This window comes from Winogradskyella pelagia (genome assembly GCF_017581965.1).
GTDB lineage: Bacteria > Bacteroidota > Bacteroidia > Flavobacteriales > Flavobacteriaceae > Winogradskyella > Winogradskyella pelagia.
Genome location: NZ_JAGEVF010000002.1, coordinates 209,519 through 232,415 on the forward strand (window position 1 = coordinate 209,519; position 22,897 = coordinate 232,415).

Consider the following 22,897-nt stretch of genomic DNA (forward strand, 5'->3'; position numbering starts at 1 on the left):
TGGACTAGGCTTTAAAAAGGTCAGAAATTGTTTTTACCATGCTATCGGTATCGCTATAGGTGAGTTTGTAGAAACTAGTAGTGGATAACCAATTTAAAAACGCACCTGCGTATGCAATACCTGGATGTAACCATGAATCTGGTATTATGGTTTCCAAGACCTCCTTAACCGAAATGGTTTCTAGTTGTGTCGTACTTTCAGGGTTGTAATTTACCAAAACGATTGCATTGCACGGATAGTGCAATTGTTCAGGCTTTGGGCACGGCAGGTATTTTAAAACGCCTTTCGAGGGATTAAAGAAAACGTCAGGTAGGGTTTTTATTTGTGGCAATAAGGGTTCTATGATTTTAAAAGCGTTTTCTTTTATAGAAATTGCGGCTGGATTGTAATAGACATGGGTATTAGACTTTGCCAATGGCGAAATATCATCGGCCAAAAGGGAGTAACCATGGGCGACTAAAAGACTACAAAGCGTACTTTTTCCACTACCAGAATTTCCAATGAATAGAAGGGCTGTATCACCATTAGTTATAGTAGAGCCATGAAGTGTGCCTAACCAGTCTGTTTCATTTTTATGATGGATTAGATTTGATACTGCCATATGAAACTTTCCTTGTATAAAGTGGTATTCTGTTTTGGGAACCGCTAACAACAAGGCCTCGTTCTGAAATAAGTGAAGGTTATTTTCATTGAGGTATACATCAAAAACAGTATTTACTTTGTTTACATCTTGTATTTCGTATTGGGCAAGTGAAGGATGAAGGGCGTCTTCAACCTGCTTTCTATCGCTATATAATCGAAAGGAGTTATCTCCAATCTTGTAAGTTTTGGATAAATTACGGTGGTTCTTATCAAATGTAGCGTCAAAGTGATTTGTGGAGTCTTGCTCAACTTGGCAACTACTTAAATAACTATCTAATTTTGCTTTGATGTTTTGGACTTCCTTTGCGGATAAGTGATTGAGTTCGTTTTGAAAGGCATTTAAATCTGGAGCGCCAAGATATAGGTCTAGTATATCCTTAAAATTGCCGTCAACAATACTGTAGCTATTAGAATTGGCGTACCACAACACATAATAATCACCAAAGCTTTTGTCCAAGGTGGGCGCTAAGGCACTTTTCAAAATAAAGAATTGAAATTAATCGAATGGATTTCCTCCTGGATCAGGTGGCGAACTGGCTTGGGCTTTTTGGGGATTTAAAATCACAAATGTACCTATAGCAGTCAACGCTGCGTACTTACCCATTTTTTTAATGGCTTCTTTTCTTGTGATTTTATTGGTATCGTTAGTTTTTTTCATGGTTCTAACCTCAACTTTGGTTCAAAAATAATAAAATATTTTATATAGGACTGTAAATTATTAAAAGGTTTCTATTAAAAAAATACAATACTAAAAAATCTTAACAAAATACTTCTATATGTATGCTGTTTATCGGTTCATTTAATAGTTAGCCTATAGTTTAAGCCAGACGCATAAATTTAAAAGCATGCGCCTAGCCCTGGTTTTATAGGATATTACCTTAAGATCACTTTTTGTGTTTTTGTCGAAGTACCATCTGATAATTCAACGATGTAAATTCCTGATGTTAATGCCGAAGCGTCCATACGCTGCTGTACCTCGTTTAAATTTAGTGCGGTGGTTTTTACCAGACGCCCTTGTAAATCGTAAAGTCGCATAGTTGTTGCAATATTGAGCTGTCCAGCGACAATTATCTCTTTATTTTCAACGAAGATGGCTAAACCATCTAAGGCAACATCTGTAGTATTAAGAGCACTACCTTCAAAACGGATAAAAAAGCGTCCCGTACCGCTTAAGGGGGTAGAAGGTGTTAGGCCATAATCCCCAACAGTAAGTTCTGTACTGGTATTGGCCACTGTGTCATCTAAAAATACCTTTGTGCCTGCAGGTAAGGTATTGGCCGAAATACCAAAGGTAATTGGTTCGCCTTGATTAGCATTGACACCAAGAGCTATTGTGGTGTTTTCAAAATCGTTGGCCCCTAAGGCTTGGACTGCAATAGGTTCGCCAGTATTATCTTGAACGAGTTCTGAGTAGATGGAAAAAGCAGGCGCAGAATTTCCAAAAATAGCGGCATCATAACCAGGGTCTAGCCCTAGACTCGCATTGCTGTTAAAGTAGAAATCTGTCACATAATCGGCAGTAGATGAAGACAATTGAAGCTCTAAGTTCACCAAAGCTGCATTGCGGCCAGGGATAAAATCATCGGAACTACCAGTACTTCTAATATCCGGTGTAAATGTTAAATCGTACAAGCCTGCATTTGTGGCATCCGCGCTTACAAAAAAGCCTTGACCTGGCGCAATGAGGTCAGTTGCATTAGTTGTTGCTAAATTCCAAACGGTCCAACCATTGGAAGCATCACCGTCATAGCCATAAATCGCTGCGGCACCAGAATTAAATAAATCTAAATTACTAACACCAGGGGCTACTTCGGTATTTAAAAAGTCCTGTACGTTGATGTATGAGGAGTATGGGTTCCCAACAAGATTCCATTCTTGAAACCCAGGGCCAGAATTTTGAATATCATTAGTAATGGTTGCGGTTTCTACCGTACCAGTAAAGGCTAAATCAGCTCCACTATCTGTTGCAGCTCTATACCCTACACCAGAGGTTAAGGTGGCCGACGTGACATCTGTAAAATTTTCATAGTCACCATTCGCTTTTACAAAAGGTGCAAATGCATAGGTAGTTGGACTTGTGTTGCCATCGTCAAACAGACGCGTCGCGTTGGCGCCAGAACTTAAGAAATCGGACCAGCTTTGTCCCCCTAAAGGTGGCGCAATAAGGTCGTTGCCATTGGCGTTGGAATTGACAAACCTGAAATAATCTACTTCTCCAGAACCTGAAATCGTTGTGCTTGGCGAAATAATAAGACTCCCAAAACTTGTTGAGGTGCTATTAATCAATACGCCTCCATTGTTTACAAAGTTGAGGCCTGTATGTGTTAAACTTTGACCAGCTGATATTACAAGTACATTGGGGCTGTTTATGGTAATATTACCAGAGTGACTGATATCGCTAGCAACAGTTACGAAGTGGTTCAATTCTACAACATCATTTGTATTAGGAACGCTACCTGAGGTCCATGTAGCAGGGGTATTCCAATTTCCTGAAGCAGCAGTAGTTTGAATATCCCTTACTGTGTAGGAGTAATTGCTACCATTATTGTTTTCTATGTCAATGCTTATGAGATCGTATTCAGATTCATCTATAATTGTTGTGGCATCAACAGTGGTGGTAAATAGATAATAGTCTACAGTAGTGCCTGCAGTATTAACAATGCCAGGGATTATTCCATCCACTTCCTCTGGAAAACCAGGAATGGAGTTTGTCATTTCTACGACATCCGACGTAGCAAAACCATCTGTTGAGTATCTAATAAAAATTCTCAACTCGGTATTAGGTGTAGCGGCAAGCGTTCCAAAAACAGTAACAGGTGTACCGTCAGTAATATTATTTGGAGGCGTTTGTACAGTAGAACTAGAGATATCAAAACCAACAGGCGCGCCTGTGGTTTCCATAAAAATAGCTCTAGTAGTAGTATAGCCACTATCTTCAAAGTTCATGGTGTAGAAACTGCCATTAGTCAACGTAATAGCAGTTGCAGGTGGGTTACAACTGTTACATTGTGTATAGGTTTCAATTGCATCAAAAGTTACAGTTGAACGAGTCCACTGGTTAGCATAATAGTTAGTATCAGGTCCGGAAGTAAATTTAAAAAATCTAGAACCGCCGATGGCCTCAGCACCACTAGCTGCAGCTGCAAATGTGGTTTGCCATCTTAATGTTCCGGCAGAAATTTTAGTCAGCTCTCCATTTGGGCTAAATTGAGCGAAACTTTGAAAAGTAGGGTCTACTACATCGGGATTTCTGAAAGTACCGTCCCAATCACCTGGCATATTTAATCCTTCCGGTTCAAAAATTTGTGCGTTTCCAATAAAAACGAAGGAAACACAAGAAATTAAAATAAAGTAAAACTGTCTCATAAGCGTATAATAGATTTGATATTTACATTATTAGTTAAAAATCAAATATAGAACTGTTTAGTGACAATTAAAAATGCAATCGTTGTGGTGTGGATAAATTAGTGGTGATGTGGTGAGTTGGTGAAGCAGTGAAATGGTGAAACAGTGAAATGGTGATACCGTGAAGTTGTGAACTGTGATTCGTGAAGCGTGAATTGTATTTTTATTATTGACCATTGACCATTGACCGTTGACCATTGACCGTTGACCTTTGACCATTGACCATTGACCATTGACTTTTGACCTTTGACGATTGACCTTTGATCATTGACTATTGCCGTTAGGTGATGCGGTAAATGCTAATAAAAAAAGCAGGCTCCTTGGACCTGCTTTTCAGTTTTGGTTGGTGGTTTATTTAGTTTAATATCACCTTTTCCGTTTTGCTTTGACTGCTGTTGTTCAACTCAACCACATACACACCAGTGGTTAATCCGTTGGTGCTAATACTCTGTTTGCGCAGTGCAGGATTTAATTGGAATTGTTTCACCAAACGCCCTTGTAAGTCAAAAATTGACACGGATGTCTCATCTAATAATTCTCCTGATACTACAATACTACGCTCTCGGATATCTGTATATATGCGTAGGGTCTCACTGTTTGCATCTGGTATGGATAAGGCACTGTTACTTAAGCGTAAGAAGAAACGACCTGTACCATTTAAATCACTGCTAGGCGTTAATACAAAGTCGGTTGAATTTAAAAGCGTGTTGGTGTTATTGACATTATCCTCTAAATAGATATTAACCGAACCTGGTAAGGTGTTTTCGTTTATGTTAATAGTGATTTGCTCGCCTTGAGCGGCATTAATCCCGAGAGGTATCATCACATCATTATAGGCCGTTTCCCCAAGGGCTTGTATGGCCATAGGAATCCCTTGGTTTTCATCTAATAACTCTGAGTACAATGAGAAACCTGGTGCATTACCACCAAATAGACCAGCATCATAACCTGGGTTTAAACCTGCATCGGTTAAAGACGAAAAATAGAAATCCGTGGCAAAATTATCAGTGCTACTGAACATATTTAACCTTAAATGCAAAGGCTGAGGTGTCGTATTTCGACCTTGTATAAAATCATCAGTCCCAGTTGTGGTTCTCATGGCCGGCGTAAACTGTAATTCACCGGTGCCATTTGAAGGCACAAAGAACCCTTGACCTGGAGCAATATTAATAGTGTTGTTTTGAAAATTATTAATGATGGTCCAAATACCTGTAGCGCCAGAATCTGTGCTATCATTGTACCCATAAATTGCTCCGAAAGTAGCATCTATCACGTCGAGACCTGTTTCGTCATTAGCGTCTAAAAAGGCTTGAGCATTTAAGTAGCTCGGATAAGGATTACCAACGAGATTCCATATTTCAATATCAGGGGAGTCAAAGCCGTAATCATCAAAATCAAAAGTGTTAATAGTTCCTGTAGCTAAGTCATTGACACCACCTCTAAAGGCCAATGTTGTACCGCCAAAAGTTGCGGCGCGATACCCTTTTACAGGTTCAATAGTTTCAAAACCATCATCTCCGTCACCTGGAATCCCACCTCCATTAAGCTCATCATTTATGAAGTAGTTGATGTAATCTAAATTAAATTGATTATCAAAAGGCCCAAACAAATATTCTAAAATACTTGTTGAACCATTATCTGAACTTCCAAATAGATTAAACTCATTTTCAGGGTCTTGAACAAAATCAACAAAAAACAAGCCTGTTAAAGGCGAGGTTATTAAATCATTTCCGCCTGTAAATCCAGTTCCTACTCCATTGACAAAGCGTCTGTAGGTTACATTATTAACAATACCACCTGCTAATGTGCCATCAAGGATTAAAGATGCATATTGATCTGATGTAGAATCCAAATCCAACGTGTTGGCAGTTAAGGTTGCACCAGTTTCAATAGTTAAACTTGCTCCTTCAGATATCGTAAATTGGTTACAGGTAATACTAGTGCCCGTTGTTAATACCGCATCTCCAGAACTAATAGTAATATTATCATTGCTAGTTGATACGCCTGTAGGATCACTTGGAGACCAGACACCATTTGTGAAGGTGTAATTTATGGTGGACGATGGATTAAAAGTGACGCTAATATCATCCAAAGCGAACTCATCTCTACTACCGCTACCACTAATATCATCCCCTCGCCAATTCAAATAAAAGAAATCATTTGGTTGAATGTTTAGGCCTGTTATGGTTTCTGAAACGGTTGTTGGTACCCATGAATTGGTATCGCTCGCTTCTGGTGAAACCACATCTAGACTAGGCACATTGGTATAACTGGCATCATCATCACTGTAGAAAAAGCGGAAGTCATTACTGCGGTCTTGGTCATTATTAATATAAACGGTGTATTCAACCCTTATTTCTGTAACGGTATTTCCGGTTTGATTTTGAGCACGTAGAAAGAGGTTGCCAGGCGTCCAATCCGAACCGCCAGGTTGAATACCAAAACTAAAATTCCCCGTAGAGGTTTCGAAAGCATAAAAACCACCAGTACTAACACCACCTGTACTTGATCCTCTGGCATAGTCACCACTGGTGTTGGTGCCATCATAATTAAGAGTGCCGTCACTCATACCTGTATTCGACCAGGCATTAGAATTAAGTTGGCCTGCTACTGGTGTGGGGCTAAAGCCTGTACCGCTATAAGTACCATTATTCACATTGGTAACGCTGTTGTCAAAGTCAATAGTAAATTCGGTGTTTTCAGAGGTAATTTGCCATCCCTCCTGGGGAATAGGATCACATTCCATTGCAGGGACGGTACCACTAAAAGTTAACCCATTACAGTCATTAAATGCAAAAACTTCAATTTCCCAAAAATCGCCTTCAAACACATTAGTAAGAAAAATGGTACCACCATCATCACTACTAGGGTCACTGCTGTTTTCCGTATCTATATTGCCAAAACCATTACTAGTAACATCGACGAAATCGATATCCGCGTCAACCCCTAGATATGGAATTTCAACAATAACTTCATCAAAAGGTAAGCCTGTGGATATACAGGTATAGGTTGCTGGTAAAAATGTAATACCACAACTGGTAACACCAGAACTGATGATGACTTGGATATTAGACCACTCTGCATCTGAGAGTTCAAAACTTTGACTCAGTGTTATTTCTAGGAAACCATCTACATCTGGGTCATAAAATCCTGGTAAGTTTCCTGAAAAGATTAGGGTTGTTGCATTTCCGTTGTCTGCAGCACCTGAAGTTGCAGGTTCTATTGTTTCTGATCCTGCCGCTGTCGTTATGGTAAGACCAGCTTCTATTGACCAAGGCGCTCCGAGTCCCTCGACCCAATCAACTATCACCGTAAAGCTGTCGTAGTTACCAGAATCGACACCTGCCGAATTAAACGTATCATTCAACCCTATAGTTACGGGCGAACCTTCTGCGACGAATTCGGGTCCTGAAATGGTTGGAAAACTAAATTGCGCATTGGAGTACCCGATAAAAGCCAACAACGCAATAAAAAAACTTGTACATTTTTTCATAACGTAAGATTAATACTATTAAACTATTATTTTGGCGATTATAATGTAGGGTCAATACAATCGAAGATTTTAAATGTAAGAAAAATTGCTGTTGATTGCTGAACTAGAGGCTAATACACGATGAAGTGCTTATTTTTTTGGTTGATGGTCTTGGTTTACAGATTATGAAGTAGAAGCAAACCTTTTTCAAAGTGGTTCTTGAAGCGAACAGAGACTTGGAGAGAAGTCAAAAAAAAGCAGGCCCTAAAGACCTGCTCTTCCATATAAAAATGTTATCTAATTATTTTAAAATAACCTTCTCCGTTTTGCTTTGGCTACTGTTGCTTAACTGTACCACATAGACACCTGTGGTTAACCCACTAGTACTTATAGATTGTGTGCGTAAGCTAGCATCGAGTTCTACTTGTTTTACCAAACGGCCTTGAAGGTCAAAAATCGAAGCGCTGGTGTTTTCATTTAAGTCGCCCGATACTACGATAGTGCTGTTTTGTGCATTGGTAAAAATTTGTAGTCCATCCAATTCGTTTTGTGGAATGGACAAGGCATTAGCGGCAAATCTTAAAAAGAAACGTTCGCTACTACTCAATACGGCATTTGGTGTAATGGTGTAATCTGCGGTATTAAGACGTGTTGAGGTATTTTCAACCGTATCATCTAAATACACATCGATACTATCGGGTAGCGTAGAAGTGCCGTTTAAACTAAACGTTATTTGCTCATTAGGGTTTAAATTTACTACCAATGGTACCACAATATTTGTTAAATCGTTGTAAGGCAGGGATTGGTTAACTAAGGCTACTCCAGTATTATCCTCAACCAAATACGAATAAACACCATTCTCTGTTTGGTCAAAAGCGCCTGTATCGTATCCTGGGTCTAACCCTCTAGTGTTGATATCCCTAAAGTACACATTGGTCACAAAGGACGTCGATGCCGTATTTAAATTAAGTATGGCATGTGCAAAGTTATTATTGCTAGAGGCATTGCGCCCTAAAATGAAATCGTCACTGCTACCTGTACGTTGCATAGTTTCGGTAAAGTCTATACCACTGCCACCACCAGCAGGGGCAGCAACAAAAAAGCCTTGGCCAGGAGTAATTAAAAGATCTTGGTCCACATTTAAATCCCAAATGGTCCAAATACTACCGCTGCTATTAGCATTATAGCCATAAACACCATAAAAGGCACTCCTAATATTAGTATTGGCAACATTCTCAGTTAAAAAGTCACCAATGTCCAAGTGGCTTGGATAAGGATTTCCAATAAGGTTCCAGAAACTTGTGGCATCAAAAAGCGTTACTGGTATATCACCAGAATTTGGTGTACCGCTAAAGGCTAGAGTTTCACCACCACTGGCTTGAGTCCCAGCTCTAAAGCCAGCGCCAGAGGCGATTGCGGTTCCACTATTTGCTGTAGTGTCATAGTTTTCATAAGCATTAGACGTGGTATTGAAAGGCGCAAAGGCTCTTAGTGTACCCGACTCCGCTAGTGAGCCTGTATTTGCCGTTGCAAAGGCCCCAAACGGTTGTCCGTCAATAGGTGAAGACACTAAATCATTAGTCCCTGTTGGTCCAACTTGAGCGGTATAGCGGTTGTAGGTGATGCCTCCGGTAACCGTGCCATTGACGATTAGGCTTGCGTATAATTGACTCGTAGAATTAAGCGCAAAGGTGCCAGAATTTGTTAAGTCACCGGCTGAGGTTAAAGACTGTCCCGAATTCACCGTAAGACTGCCTGCTGATCTAATTGTCACATTATTGCTGTTAAGATCAGAGGTGATGTTGGCACTCCCATTAAGAACTAAGATATCGTCTGCAGATGTTGCATTGCCATTGGGGTTTCTAGGTTTCCAAGCACCATTAAAACGAAATTCGTTTTCGGAAGCTCCAGGTGTAGCGTCAGCAACATTGGCTGCAGAAATTGTCCAACTTGATGCTTGCCATGTCGTAGACGGTGAATCCATTATATCATTGCGAACGGCTCTACTATCTCCATATTCCCAAGCCTCACCAGTACCATCCACGCCAATTTGTCCATAAACATCAAATAAGGTTCCAGCTGGAAAAACACCTTGGTACATCCCAAAGGGATCATCACCATTTACTGCAAACCCTCCATTTATTTCATCTGGACTAAACCCATAGGCTAAGTCAAAATTGGTTCCGCTGGCAGCAATAACTAAATAATTTCCTGCTGCTAAGATACCAGAATTAAGCTGCTCAGTATTAGCGCTTGTCGCCGTAGGAGCCTCATTGACAAATCTGGATATATAAATTGGTGTAACAGAAAAATCAATGTCTGTAGAACCATTGTTATAAATTTCAACAAAACGTGCATTAGCGTTATCTCCTGGATCCGCGACTTCAGAAATTATCAAAGATGGTGCTGGTGGTGTGTCATCATCAATAATCGTCACCGTATGTTGGCTGGTACCTAAATCAGCGGTTCCAGAAGTGACTGCAAGATCTAAAATTATGGTTTCATCATCAAAATCGGCATCGTCATTAATGTCTAAAGACACGTTTAAGGTCTCATCTGCATTAAAGGTTAAACTAGTAGTATTCAAGGTGTAATCACCAGCTTCTGCATCACCACCGCTTACGCTTACAGATACTGTAACTGGTGCGTCATAGTTGGTCATGGTTACTGGAATGCTGGTGTTAAATGAAGTATTGGTTTCATTTTCTGTGCTTGTGGCTGAGTCAAAACTTATGGTTGGTGTTGCAGGACCTCCTGTACAATCGGACAATGAAAAGGAACCAATAAAACCGGTTGTTGCACTATTGTCCGTTGTCCAATTGGCAGAATTGAAAATAGCCATTTTTATCTCAGCTATAGTTCCAGTTGTTATTCCTGAATACCACATATTATCAACCTCTGGTATAGCCAGGGCATCTACGTTATCAGTTAGGCCATTTGGTAATGCGGAATTGTTTGTGCTCGTTGCGGTAGCGGCCCAGGTAGTTCCATCTGAGTGCAAGGCAGTTAATATTGTTGGACTGCCCAAAGTTCCTGTAAATGCTATAATTTGGTCCCCGGACGTGGATAAGGCCATACTTGATTCCGTAAAAGTTATTATATCACCACAAGAAACTCCTGGTGATACCCATGTATCAATACCTTCTCCAGTTCGAAAACTTCCCGTCGAGAACCAGCCATTATCAGTGAAGTTAATTTCTGTACCGTTTGGAATATCAACAAACGTAACAAACTTAACATCTGTACTGGTACCATCTGTTATCATTTGTAAAAGAGCTATATCCCCAGAATTAACTTGCCCAAACCCGAAGCTTGTTATTAATAAACCTAAAATCGCAATGTAAAATTTTTTCATGTGTAAAACTATTTCGGTTTCTGTAGGTTCAACATATAAAGAACCATCAAAAACACAACTATTAAATTATAAAGTGGAATGTAGTTTAGGTAGATGCTTTTGGGACCTCAAATATAGGGTTTTATTCAAAATTGTAATGCTTGGGATATTAATAAATTATTAACATAACGTCTAGTGGTCATTGAAGTTCTGTAATGCCAAAAAAACATATTTTAGACTATTCATTGCTCAGATTATAAAATAAAATCGAATTACGATTTTTAGATGTAATTGGTTCAATAACAGTGGTTGAGTATTTTTTGTCGCAACTTTGTTTAACTTTGACGGATATATTTTTTTATTTCCTAAAAGAAGTCCTACATTTATCGATGCTATTAATTTAACGATGATCCTAACCTAATGAAAGTTGGACTGATAACTCATTGCAAAGCTTTATCATTTGCACATTATACTTTTATCGCTTCGGTAATGGCTACTGCAGATATGGACGTCAGTCTCATTGAAGTAGAGCTAACAAATACTTCGGGCTATAACGGAACAGCTTCTTTTTTTAGAAAAAACAAAAGCCTAATCGATAGATTTAATCTACAACTTTTAAAGGGCCAAGCCATTATAGAACGGACAATCCTTAAAAAGGGAATGGGTTACAAGGATTGGTACAAGGTATGGGCACCAAAAGACATAGTGGGCCTCAAAGTGATTAAAGCCTTGGGTACAGTAACAACGAGTGGAATTACTTTGGCATTAGACGATGTGGGTCGTGTATCTTTAAGGCAAGGTAAGTTTGATGTCCTAATTTCCTTGGACGGACCTATGTCTATTGCAGAACTACCTGAGCTAGCACATCTCGGCCTATTAAGTACAAATTGTGACCACAGCGTGCAGTATCCAGTTTCACTGTCAAGTTTTTGGTCAGTCTATACTAAAAAGTCTACAACAGGTTTTCACGTGAGTTTTAAATCCTCCTTAACCCAACAAGAGAGCGTTGTTTTTAAAGGAAACAGAACAACTAAAGATCTGTGCTGGAAATATAATTACCATTATTTGCAAAAAGAGTGTTACCACTATTTGTATCAACTTATGGTAAAACTTAATGCAGATTTTCAACTCAAAGCACTAAGCCGCATTAGCAATGCAGAGTTAGACACTAAAATCCCTAAGTGGTATCAAATTCTGAGCTATCAGTGGCAGGTACTCCGTACCTTATCTAAAAAAACCAAGAACCACCTAACAAATACAGGCGACTATTGGACCGTGTATTACAGTAAAGGCAGCTATGACAAGCTAGACTTTAGTAAGGTTAAAAAAATAGAAAATCCTAAAGGGGGCTTTTTTGCAGATCCTTTCATTTTGCATTATGACAATAGAAATATTGTATTTGTAGAAGAATTTGTTATCAATGAAAAAAAGGCCGTAATAAGTGCTCTAGAAATAGATAAGGATGACAATTACAAGTATTTGGGCGAGGTAATTAGAGAGCCCTTTCATCTCTCTTATCCCTTTATTTTCGAATATGAGAATGCGCTGTACATGATACCCGAAAGCTCTGCTTCTAAATCCATAAGATTATACAAGTGCAAGACATTTCCTTTGGAATGGGAGTACCAATATGATTTAATTTCTAATATCGATGCGGTAGACACCACCATTATGTTTAGAGATCATAAGTATTGGTTATTTACCAATTTAAAGGAGCAAGATTGGGAGCACAATTCTATTTTAGAATGCTATGTTGCAGATTCGCCAATTTCCCAGCAATGGAAGCCGCACGAAAATAATCCTGTTTATTTCGATAATGGTGCAAGAAATGGTGGATTTCTCTACAATGGTAACATGGAACATATGGTGTCACAGACCTATGATATTGATACCTATGGTAAATCTATACAGATAAAAAGAATAAAGATATTGTCTGAAAACCAATTTGATGCTGAGGTTGTAAAAGAATTTGAACCTAAGCTTATGAAAGGGTTCCAAGGTATGCATCATATGAGTTCTGATGATAGTTTTACCGTATTTGACGCGTTGCAAAAACGACCAATAAAAAAGGGGTAATACATGATTGAACTTAGTGCCAGTGAAGATTTCTTTGAACTTCAAGGACAATTAGATATTGTCACGTCAACACAGTCTAAAGGTTGGCATAGTTATAAAAAAAGTCAGGGCCGAGAAATTCGCTATTTTGTCAATGATGAGGCGCAGCCAACAATTGCCGTTTGGGGCTTTATGTTTAAAGTTCCTGTATTAAAGAAATTTCTCTTTGTCATTGAGGGTATGGCCCATGCACAGCATTTAAAAGCTAATGTTATTACAAAGTTTTTCTCCCAACTAGCTCAAATTGATGACTTTGTGGGAGTTGATATAGACAGCAATACCGTCTATAATACGAGCTTTGAAATTGGTTTACGGAGGGCTGGATTTTTAAGACCTTTAGGCAGTTTTAATTGTCCATTAACTATTGAAATCGATTTACAAGAACCCTTTAGATTCGATACCAATTGGAAGCGAAATATTAAGCGTACCGCTGGCCATAATCTCATTTTTGAAGAGAAAACACATTGCTCTGAGGCGGATATAAAGGCTATCGTTGACCTCTATAGGGAAATGAATAATTTAAAAGGTCGTGCTGTTGGGCACAGAGACTACCAAATTAAAGCACTTGTAGAAGAGGAGGATATAAGGGTGTTTTTTGTATCGAGTGAAGACGGAGAGCCGCTCTGTGCTCGGGTTATACATTGTAATGACCGTTTTGCTACAGATATATTTGCCTCAAACGCTTTAAAATCTCGAGAATGTGGGGCGAGTTATTTTATAGTTCAAGAACTCCTTGAGTTGTTAAAGGCTGAAGGCTATGAAACTTTCGATTTTGGCCGCATTGGTCCCAGTACGCATTCTGCCGATAGCGTTTACACATTTAAAAAAGCATCTCGCGGGCGAGAAGTGCAATATCTGGGCGAATTTTCCTGCTACAAGAATAAACTCATAGAATTAGTATTATTGGTTTACAAGCTAAAGTATAAATCTCCAAGATACTAGTTTAGCACATTCAAGTACCTCTAGTCCATTAGGATTACATTGGCAATCGAGGTGTATAACTTGTGGTTCAAAAAATTAATTAGTGTATCACCATCTTTTTTGTGTGTTGACCATTCCTATTTAAGACTTGTATAATATAAACGCCATTGTCTAAATTAGACACATCAATGCGCTGTCTGTTTATCCCAGATTTTAAAGCGGTTTTCAACACTACCTTCCCTGTAATATCATGAACCCTAAAGTCTGCATCAGCCTCAAGGTTACCTGCGATTTCAATTTGTTTATTGCGCTGTAAAAAATGTATACTCAGGGTATCGAAATTGCTCTCAGGTGTTCCGAGTGTTGCATTTTGAAACTTCAAATAAAAACGACCTGTACCACTCAGACTATTAGTTATAGTAACTTCATAAGAATTTTCATTTAACGAAGTGGCTGTTTCTTTGGCCAAATCCAATAAAAAGACTTCTGTGCCTTGTGGTAATTGCGAAGTTATACGCTCAAAACGAAGAGTACGATTTCCAGAAGCTTCGAGTCCTAGTGGAATAATAACCTCGGATAAATCATTTGTATGTAAACTTTGCAAGCCTAAAGGGAGTTGCAAATCATCTTCGGGAGCAATGGAGTATATAGCGAAGGCTTCTGGCGTAGAGCCCCATACTTCAGCGTCGTAACCGCTATCTAGACCTAAGCTAGAATTTGCGTTAAAGTAAAATTCAGTGCTATAGCGCTGATGCCCGGAACTGAGTTGAAGCTTTAAAAAGGTAAGTTGTGCATTACGCCCAGGAATAAAGTCGTCTGTATTTCCAGTACGTTGCATGGCAGGATTAAACAAAAGATTACCATTAGTTTCGGCACGTACAAAAAAGCCTTGACCAGGAGCTATAGCTGTTGCCCCTGTAGTATTGGCAAGTGTATAAATCGTCCAGCCATCATCTGCAGAACCGTCATAGCCATATATACCTACAGCATTCTCATCTAATAATGCAGTATTGTTACCATTATTTAAAAAGTCTTGTACATTGAGATAGCTAGGGTATGGATTGCCAACGAGGTTCCAGTCGCTGCTGCTACCGATGCTAATAGGCACATTAACTGCTCCTGTTTCTACATTACCAGAAAAGATAAAGCTGCTATTATCTGCAGAGCCTGTTCTAAAACCTTCTCCGGCATCTAAAGTTTCAGAATCGTTTGAGGGTTGGTAATTAATGTAGTTTCCTGAATTGATATCAAACGGACCAAATAAAAATGCTGGACTACCACCAATGGTACCTGAAACTAAATTTATGTTTTCTGTTCTAAAATCTCCAAAGGACTGTCCAGATAATGGCGGGCTAATAAGGTCATTATTAGTTGTGGTTGAGCCCGTACCTGCGGCGCTGTTGACATGGCGCTCATAAAATACGTCACCATTGATAGTTCCATTTAGCAATAGACTAGAGTAGCTGGTTGATGTGGATTCTAAAACTAGTGTGTTGAGGATATCTAAGGTTACTCCAGTATCTACAATAAGCCCTGCGCCTGGATTTACCATGAGACTGTTACAGGTTGTTGAACTCGTAATGGATGCATCACCATTAACTATGGTAATATTGTCTGCAGATGTAGCCACACCATTAGGGTCAGACGGTGCCCAGCCGTTATCGTAAACAAAGTTGGTTCCGGGTAGTACCGTAATAGTATAATCTTCAATCTCTCCATCTGTAGAACCTTCGCAGGGTCCGTTAAGTGGAATACTATCAAAATAATACTGACATAAAACACGTAGCCTTGTATTACCCAAAACAGCATCGTTGGGTATCGTAATACTCAGTGGGCTATTGGCTGTTGGTCCATCGGGATTATTGATGGTCTCCCCTAAATCATAAGTCTCATTGGCATCATCAAAATCACCATCTCTATTCCAATCAATCCAAGCATAGCTGTAAACGGCAAAGTTACCGTCGGTATTAAGATTTACGGTAAGGTTTTCTGTACTACCTCGGGTTACTGTTGTTGCTAGTGCGGTAAAATCATCATAGCCTGAACCCTGTCCGGTGACATTGTTAATACTTCCGAAATTTACTAGTGTAATGGAGGTGTCAAAAGTGGTATCGCCAGTGACTTCACAATAATCAATAGCAATACTAGTAGCAACACCTGTGCTCCATACGGTACCTTTTCTTGTAAAAACTCTAAAATGATAGGTGTTCCCAAAATCTACATTAGATACTGAAACGGTATTGCCTGTGCCTTGAAACACAATAAATTCGTTAGTAGAGAGTTCAGTACCACCACCAAAATTAGTATTGGCAATATAGGTGCTGCCGTCACCACTCGGCGCTGCCGTAACCGCGCTGCCCTCTCTGGCTACGACCAAAACTTCATCATAGCAGTTGCTTAAAGCCCAGCTTAAATCAACATTACCATCACTATAATTAGCACTAAGGTTACTCACGTCAGCTGGTATTGTACAGCCCGAAATATCAGTAACGGAAACATCATCCAAAAACCAATTATCACCGTCGTTTTGTTCCATAACAAAGGCGACGTATACAATACCAGAGTAGGCAGATAGGTCTATGGTTTTTTCGTTAAAGGTATTGCCAAGTTGGGCTTCGGTATAAGTTTGTAGGGTCGTAAAACTGCTAATATCGGTAGCTGAGGTTTCAGAAATCCGTACAGTATATTCGGTATTATAATCTACAGTAAACTGTTCTCGTGCAAAAAAGCGCAGTTGGGTTTGGTTAGTCCCTAAGTCAATAGCTGGTGTTACCAGCCAATCTTGGGCATTACCACCTGTAACGGCTTCAAATTCTACGAAAGCAGCGGTTGTCCCGGAGTTGGCTACAAGAGTTGAGGTCGTCCAATCATTAATGGTGCCCAAATTATTTACGCCACGGTAACTGCTCCAACAGGTTGGCGGAAAGACACCGCTTTCAAAATCTTCGGAAAAAGGCAAGGCAAATGCCGTACAGTTTTCAAAACCATTGACTTCAATATTATCAATCCGCATACGCTCCCCACCGCCATTATTGGTCATAATCACCCTTAGCTCTAGAGTACTGCCATTTAGCATGGCTTGGCTTGCTGTAGTAGGATCGTAATCGTTTGCAAAACTTCCGTTAGTCGAGGCTTCAGTCCAGGCACCACCATCGATACGGTATTCAATAGCAACAGTATCGGTTGGTTCGAGATTGTTGCCGCCGAGGCCATTGGATTCAGAAACCTCAATAGTAAATTCTACATCGAAAAAGTTATTGATATCAATAATTGGAGAAAACCATATGGCTTGGGTGTCTAAATCACGACCTTCGAGCAGTTCGTTTCCGCCCAGGGTTATAACTCTAAAATAGTCATTGGTATCAGCAAAACTTCCACTAGAAACATCTATGGTCCAATCTACGCCGCTGAGGTCAATACTGGGATTGCTCCCTCCAGGTCCAGTGGCACCTTGTCCGTCCTGACCTGTAAAATCTTCAGAATAAAATGTGGTTTGTCCGTAACCGTATAGGCTAAGACATATAAGGCTTAAAAAAATGATATTTGTTTTCATAGCTAGTCATATCAATTAATTTGTAGGGACAACATGGTGTTATCCTATTGGTTTAAATTTTAATAACTATGAAAAAATTTACGGATTACTCATGCGCACAATGAAGAGTATTCGAACATGTTCGAGTTTTTCAGAGTTATTAATTAAGGGTTATGTGTCATTAAGACACCACAAGTATGTTATAGTCACAAGAAGTACTTAGGGTGTCCATTGCATATCTAAGGATCTGTCATCGTGAGGTTTTTAGAAATTGTTGAATTGTTTAAAAGGGTTATAGCAAGAAAAGGATATGCCTATAGCTGAAGCGCTATGGACAAATCTGTATGTTTTATCGAAAATATATGGGGCTAAAAGACTAACCTTAACTTTTGTAAGGCCATTGTAGTATCCCAATGTGTTTGACATTACTGCCATTATCATAGACGTTTTAACGGTCTTTGACGATTTATTTTTAGCCTGATGAGAATGCTAATTGTTGCAAATATAATAAAATGCATTAAAATTCCTACGTTTGTTGACTTGGTGCCATTAAATGACTTAAGAGGTATTCAGTGTATAAAAGTCATTTGGAAGCATGACGTGGAAAATAGTATATTGCTGGTGATGGATAGCATTCTTAAAAACACAAACTTGGTTACCGCAATACATGCGGCATTATCGGCAGGTAAATCTATAATGGCTATTTATAAAAATGATATTGCTGTCGAATTCAAATCGGATAATTCGCCACTTACATTAGCGGATAAAGAGGCTAATACGATTATTAATGCTTATTTAAAACCGATAGGTATTCCAATTATAAGTGAGGAGAATATACAGTTAGAGTATGGTATTAGAAAGCACTGGAAGCAATGCTGGATCGTTGATCCGCTAGATGGTACTAAAGAATTTATTAAACGTAATGGCGAGTTTACCGTTAATATTGCGTTTGTAGAATCTGGTCAACCGAGTTTGGGAGTCATTTATATTCCTGCTAGCAAGACCTTGTATTTTGCTGATGCGATAGCAAAATTAGCTTTTAAGGCAGAACTGGAAAATCACAATACAAGTCTTGAAAATGTTATTAGTAAATCAAAACAAATCTTTCCTAAAGGCAGCCCTTCGCAACATATTACTATTATCGGTAGCCAGTCACATATGACTAAAGAAACACAAGGTTTTATTGAGGCTGTTAAACGTGATTTCACCAAAGTAACCTTATTAACAAAAGGGAGTTCTCTCAAATTTTGTTGGTTAGCTGAAGGCAAGGCTCATGTATATCCAAGATTTGCACCAACTATGGAATGGGACACAGCAGCTGGTCATGCCATTTGTAATGCTGTGGATATAGACATAATTTCCCAGGTAACTCATACGCCATTACGGTATAACAAAGCAGATCTCTATAATCCTTCGTTTGTTGCGGCTAAATCCTGATGGCTATGTTTTTAAAAACCAGTAAAGCAATTGGCTTAGTATAAAGATTGTTTTAGATTTGTGTACAATAGTAAGTGCTAAAGGCAATTCAAGGTTTTCCTAATGAAAAAACGGTATTTTTGAAGTTAGAATCTAATCGATGAACATTTTAATTACAGGAGGTGCAGGATTTATAGGGTCACATGTGGTGCGTCAGTTTGTGACTACCTATCCCAATTATCATATTTATAATTTGGATGCCTTAACCTATGCTGGTAATTTGGAGAATCTTAAGGATATTCAAGGGCATCCAAACTATACCTTTTTAAAAGGGGATATCACCGATCAGGCTTTTTTAGCTACAATATTTCAAAACTATAAATTTGATGCTGTCATTCATTTGGCGGCGGAATCTCATGTAGATCGGTCTATTACAGATCCTTTGGCTTTTGTAAAGACTAATGTCATTGGAACAGTTAATTTATTAAATGCGTTTAAGGCGCTTTGGAAGGGACAATTTGAAGATAAATTGTTCTACCATATCAGTACAGACGAAGTCTATGGAACCTTAGGCGAAACAGGCTTATTTACGGAGCAAACAGCTTACGATCCTAATTCTCCTTACTCTGCTTCAAAAGCAAGTTCGGATCATTTTGTGAGAGCTTATGGAGAGACTTACGGCTTGCCCTACATTATTACAAATTGCTCTAATAACTATGGACCCAATCAATTTCCAGAAAAATTGATTCCATTATTTATTAATAATGTCATTAATCAAATACCTCTTCCGGTTTATGGTGACGGCAACTACACTAGGGATTGGCTTTATGTTATTGATCATGCTAAAGCCATTGATTTGGTTTTTCATAAAGGGGTAAAGGGGGAAACCTATAACATAGGCGGTTGTAACGAGTGGAAAAATATTGACTTGGTTAAGTTACTCTGCCAACAGATGGACAAGCGCTATAACAAGCCTAAAGGAAACTCCGAGCAATTAATTACTTATGTTAAAGACCGACCAGGGCATGATTTGCGCTATGCCATTGATGCGTCTAAAATACAAAAAGAACTTGGGTGGAAACCTAGTGTTACTTTTGAAGAAGGTTTAGAAAAAACAATAGATTGGTATTTAAACAATCCGGAGTGGTTAGACCACGTCACATCTGGTGAATATAAATCGTATTATCAGAAACAGTATAGTTAAGAGGTTAAGAGGTTAAGAGGTTAAGAGGTTAAGAGGTTAAGAGGTTATGAGGTTATGAGGTTAGAGCGTGTAGCGTTCAAAATTATTGGATAAAATGTTTGTAAAAGTAATTAGTTATAAGTGAAGGAGATAAAATCCCATAAGGACTTAAAAGTTTGGCAGGAGTCTATGGATTTTGTTGTTAAAATCTATGATATAACGGAGCATTTTCCCTCAAAGGAAGCTTTTGGATTAACGGCACAGTTGCGAAGGGCTTCAGTCTCCATTCCATCCAATATAGCCGAAGGGGCAGGAAGAAAAGGGGCAAAGGAATTTTCCAGATTTTTATTTATAGCTTTAGGATCGCTTTCTGAAGTGGAAACACAATTGGAAATTTCCCAAAGGCTCGGCTATGTAGCCCATTTAGATGACATTAACAATAGTATTTATTTTATTAGAAACATGCTTTCAAAATTGATAAAGAGCATAAACAATTAAGCCATTAACCATAAGTATAACTTTATAACCATTTAAGCATAAATCGATGAAAGGAATCATACTAGCCGGAGGCTCAGGCACACGTTTACATCCCCTAACATTGTCGGTGAGTAAGCAGCTGATGCTTGTCTACGACAAGCCTATGATATATTATCCGCTATCTACCTTAATGTGGTCTGGTATCCGCGATATTTTGGTTATAGCAACACCTCAAGATTTGCCTTTATTCCAAAAACTCCTTGGTGATGGTTCGCAACTGGGTTGTCAATTTCAGTATGCTGTGCAAGAAGAACCTAACGGCTTGGCAGAGGCCTTTATTATTGGTGAGGCCTTTATTGGAGATGACAAGGTGGCCCTTATTTTAGGAGACAATATTTTTTACGGAACGGGTCTTGCAGAATTATTGCAACAGAATAATGACCCAGACGGTGGTATTATCTATGCCTATCATGTTCAGGATGCAGAGCGTTATGGCGTTGTAGAATTTGATGACAATGCAAAAGCCATTTCCATTGAAGAAAAACCCAAAAACCCAAAATCTAATTATGCGGTACCTGGTATTTATTTTTATGATAACAAAGTTGTGGATATTGCCAAAAGCATCACACCGAGCCGTCGTGGAGAGTTGGAGATTACAGATGTGAATAAGGTGTATCTAGCACAAGGTAAATTGAAGGTGAGCGTTTTAGATAAAGGCACGGCTTGGTTAGATACAGGGACCTTTAAGTCTCTTATGCAGGCCGCACAATTTGTGCAGGCCATTGAAGAACGTCAAGGTTTAAAAATTGGATCTATTGAAGAAGCTGCCTACCGTATGGGTTATATTAACAAAGAGCAGTTTAAATCCTTGATAATTCCACTGACTAAAAGTGGCTACGGAAAACACTTATTAAGCCTTATAGAATAGGTCGCATGAAGATAATTGATATGCCATTAGACGGTTGTTTTGAAATACAACCTAATTTGTATTCAGATGAAAGAGGCTATTTTATGGAAAGCTATCATCAAGAGAAGTTCAATGCCTTAATCGGAGCCGATATTCAATTTGTACAAGACAATGAATCGTATTCCACTAAGGGTGTATTGAGAGGATTGCACTTTCAAGAAGGGAAACACGCACAGGCGAAATTAGTAAGGGTGATTCATGGGAGGATTTTAGATGTTGCAGTTGACATTAGAGCCAATTCCTCAACCTATGGACACTATTTTTCCACAGAGCTTTCAGACACCAATAGAAAACAACTCTTTATCCCTAGAGGTTTTGCCCATGGTTTTGTGGTGTTGAGCGAAACTGCTCTGTTTGCTTATAAATGCGATAATTATTATAACAAAGCGTCCGAAGCCGGCATCCTTTATAACGACCCAGACCTAAATATAGACTGGGTGTTGCAAGAGTCAGATTTAAAGTTGTCAGAAAAAGACCTGAAATTACCGAGATTCAAACAAATCAAGCATCTATAATGACCATATTAGTCACAGGTAAAAACGGGCAGTTGGGTTCGGAGCTACAAGCCTTAGCCAAGGCGTTTCCCAAATACCAGTTCTTGTTTACTGATAAAGAGTCTTTGGATGTTACCAAAGAGAAAGCGGTAGAGGACTTCTTTAGAACCCACAATTTCGATGCATTAATTAACTGTGCGGCCTATACTGATGTGGATAAGGCCGAAGCAGAACCCGAATTGGCCAATGCCGTTAATCATTTAGCCTTGGGCTATTTAGCTAAAGCTTGTAAGGAGCACCAGGTAAAACTCATACATATCTCAACCGATTATGTGTTTGATGGGACGGCAACAACACCTTATCTCGAAACGGATAGCACTAATCCACAAAGTGTTTATGGGCAGTCTAAATTAGATGGAGAATTACTGATGAAATTGGTTAACCCAGCACATAGTATTATCATCAGAACCTCTTGGCTCTATTCTGTATATGGTTCCAATTTTGTAAAAACCATGATGGGTTATGGTAAGGAAAAAGATGTTTTACATGTGGTAAACGATCAGCTAGGGTCACCAACATATGCCGCGGATTTGGCCAAGGCTATTGTAGATATTCTACCACAACTCAATACTTCTGTGGTAGAAACCTATCATTATGCCAATACCGGCAGTTGTACATGGTACGAGTTTGCTCATACTATTTTTGAGATGAAGGCTGTCGATGGCGAGGTAAAGCCTATTCCCACATCCGAATATCCCACACCAGCACAACGCCCACAATACTCTGTGTTAAACACAAATAAAATTCAGAGTGTATTTAATATTAAAATACCGCCTTGGACGCAGAGTTTAAAGCACAGTTTAGATAGTTTCACAGAAACAACTGGCAGTTGAGGTATTCAAAGTTGTTGGTCTAAAGTGCATCAGTAAATTTAGATGA

At 39.0% G+C, this 22,897-nt stretch carries 13 protein-coding genes and 1 pseudogene; 8 read left to right on the forward strand and 6 right to left on the reverse strand.

Annotated elements, in window-relative coordinates; all coding sequences use genetic code 11:
• Positions 1 to 4 precede the first annotated feature (4 nt).
• The 5 genes from J4050_RS03340 to J4050_RS03360 form a co-directional block, all read right to left on the reverse strand.
• On the reverse strand, positions 5 to 1,123 hold the full coding sequence (locus J4050_RS03340) for a hypothetical protein (protein ID WP_208152537.1): 1,119 nt from the start codon (positions 1,121 to 1,123) through the stop codon (positions 5 to 7).
• A gap of 15 nt (positions 1,124 to 1,138) precedes the next feature.
• A complete protein-coding gene (locus J4050_RS03345; RefSeq protein ID WP_208152538.1) occupies positions 1,139 to 1,300 on the reverse strand; it encodes a hypothetical protein in 162 nt (53 codons plus the stop codon).
• 215 nt (positions 1,301 to 1,515) lie between these two features.
• Positions 1,516 to 4,008 carry a DUF8693 domain-containing protein gene (locus tag J4050_RS03350; RefSeq protein ID WP_208152539.1) on the reverse strand — a complete coding sequence of 831 codons (2,493 nt, stop codon included), beginning with the start codon at positions 4,006 to 4,008 and terminating at the stop codon, positions 1,516 to 1,518.
• Between the two features lie 394 nt (positions 4,009 to 4,402).
• Positions 4,403 to 7,540, reverse strand: a complete 3,138-nt coding sequence (locus tag J4050_RS03355) for a DUF8693 domain-containing protein (RefSeq protein WP_208152540.1) — start codon at positions 7,538 to 7,540, stop codon at positions 4,403 to 4,405.
• A gap of 280 nt (positions 7,541 to 7,820) precedes the next feature.
• The gene (locus J4050_RS03360) at positions 7,821 to 10,874 is read right to left on the reverse strand and encodes a T9SS type A sorting domain-containing protein (protein ID WP_208152541.1); all 3,054 of its coding nucleotides are present in this window, start codon (positions 10,872 to 10,874) and stop codon (positions 7,821 to 7,823) included.
• A 399-nt stretch (positions 10,875 to 11,273) separates the two neighbouring features.
• Between J4050_RS03360 and J4050_RS03365 the strand changes: the two genes are divergently transcribed.
• The gene (locus J4050_RS03365; RefSeq protein ID WP_208152542.1) at positions 11,274 to 12,929 is read left to right on the forward strand and encodes a glucosamine inositolphosphorylceramide transferase family protein; all 1,656 of its coding nucleotides are present in this window, start codon (positions 11,274 to 11,276) and stop codon (positions 12,927 to 12,929) included.
• Between the two features lie 219 nt (positions 12,930 to 13,148).
• Positions 13,149 to 13,688, forward strand: a pseudogene (locus J4050_RS15405) (GNAT family N-acetyltransferase); the annotation flags it as partial.
• Between the two features lie 301 nt (positions 13,689 to 13,989).
• On the opposite strand, the gene J4050_RS03375 reads toward J4050_RS15405, so the two are convergent.
• Complete coding sequence (locus J4050_RS03375; protein WP_208152544.1) at positions 13,990 to 17,442, reverse strand: T9SS-dependent choice-of-anchor J family protein; 3,453 nt, start codon at positions 17,440 to 17,442, stop codon at positions 13,990 to 13,992.
• A 465-nt stretch (positions 17,443 to 17,907) separates the two neighbouring features.
• Here J4050_RS03375 and cysQ point away from each other — a divergent pair, with 465 nt between their 5' ends.
• The 6 genes from cysQ to rfbD all read left to right on the forward strand — a co-directional run bounded on the left by cysQ (position 17,908) and on the right by rfbD (position 22,851).
• The gene (gene cysQ / locus J4050_RS03380) at positions 17,908 to 18,858 is read left to right on the forward strand and encodes a 3'(2'),5'-bisphosphate nucleotidase CysQ (RefSeq protein ID WP_243878536.1); all 951 of its coding nucleotides are present in this window, start codon (positions 17,908 to 17,910) and stop codon (positions 18,856 to 18,858) included.
• A gap of 139 nt (positions 18,859 to 18,997) precedes the next feature.
• Positions 18,998 to 20,041 carry a dTDP-glucose 4,6-dehydratase gene (gene rfbB / locus J4050_RS03385; RefSeq protein WP_208152545.1) on the forward strand — a complete coding sequence of 348 codons (1,044 nt, stop codon included), beginning with the start codon at positions 18,998 to 19,000 and terminating at the stop codon, positions 20,039 to 20,041.
• 120 nt (positions 20,042 to 20,161) lie between these two features.
• Complete coding sequence (locus J4050_RS03390; RefSeq protein ID WP_438874710.1) at positions 20,162 to 20,518, forward strand: four helix bundle protein; 357 nt, start codon at positions 20,162 to 20,164, stop codon at positions 20,516 to 20,518.
• 46 nt (positions 20,519 to 20,564) lie between these two features.
• The gene (rfbA, locus tag J4050_RS03395; RefSeq protein WP_208152546.1) at positions 20,565 to 21,425 is read left to right on the forward strand and encodes a glucose-1-phosphate thymidylyltransferase RfbA; all 861 of its coding nucleotides are present in this window, start codon (positions 20,565 to 20,567) and stop codon (positions 21,423 to 21,425) included.
• A 5-nt stretch (positions 21,426 to 21,430) separates the two neighbouring features.
• The gene (rfbC, locus tag J4050_RS03400; protein ID WP_208152547.1) at positions 21,431 to 21,979 is read left to right on the forward strand and encodes a dTDP-4-dehydrorhamnose 3,5-epimerase; all 549 of its coding nucleotides are present in this window, start codon (positions 21,431 to 21,433) and stop codon (positions 21,977 to 21,979) included.
• The gene (gene rfbD, locus J4050_RS03405; RefSeq protein ID WP_208152548.1) at positions 21,979 to 22,851 is read left to right on the forward strand and encodes a dTDP-4-dehydrorhamnose reductase; all 873 of its coding nucleotides are present in this window, start codon (positions 21,979 to 21,981) and stop codon (positions 22,849 to 22,851) included. The genes rfbC and rfbD overlap by 1 nt, the downstream gene beginning before the upstream one ends.
• Positions 22,852 to 22,897 lie beyond the last annotated feature (46 nt).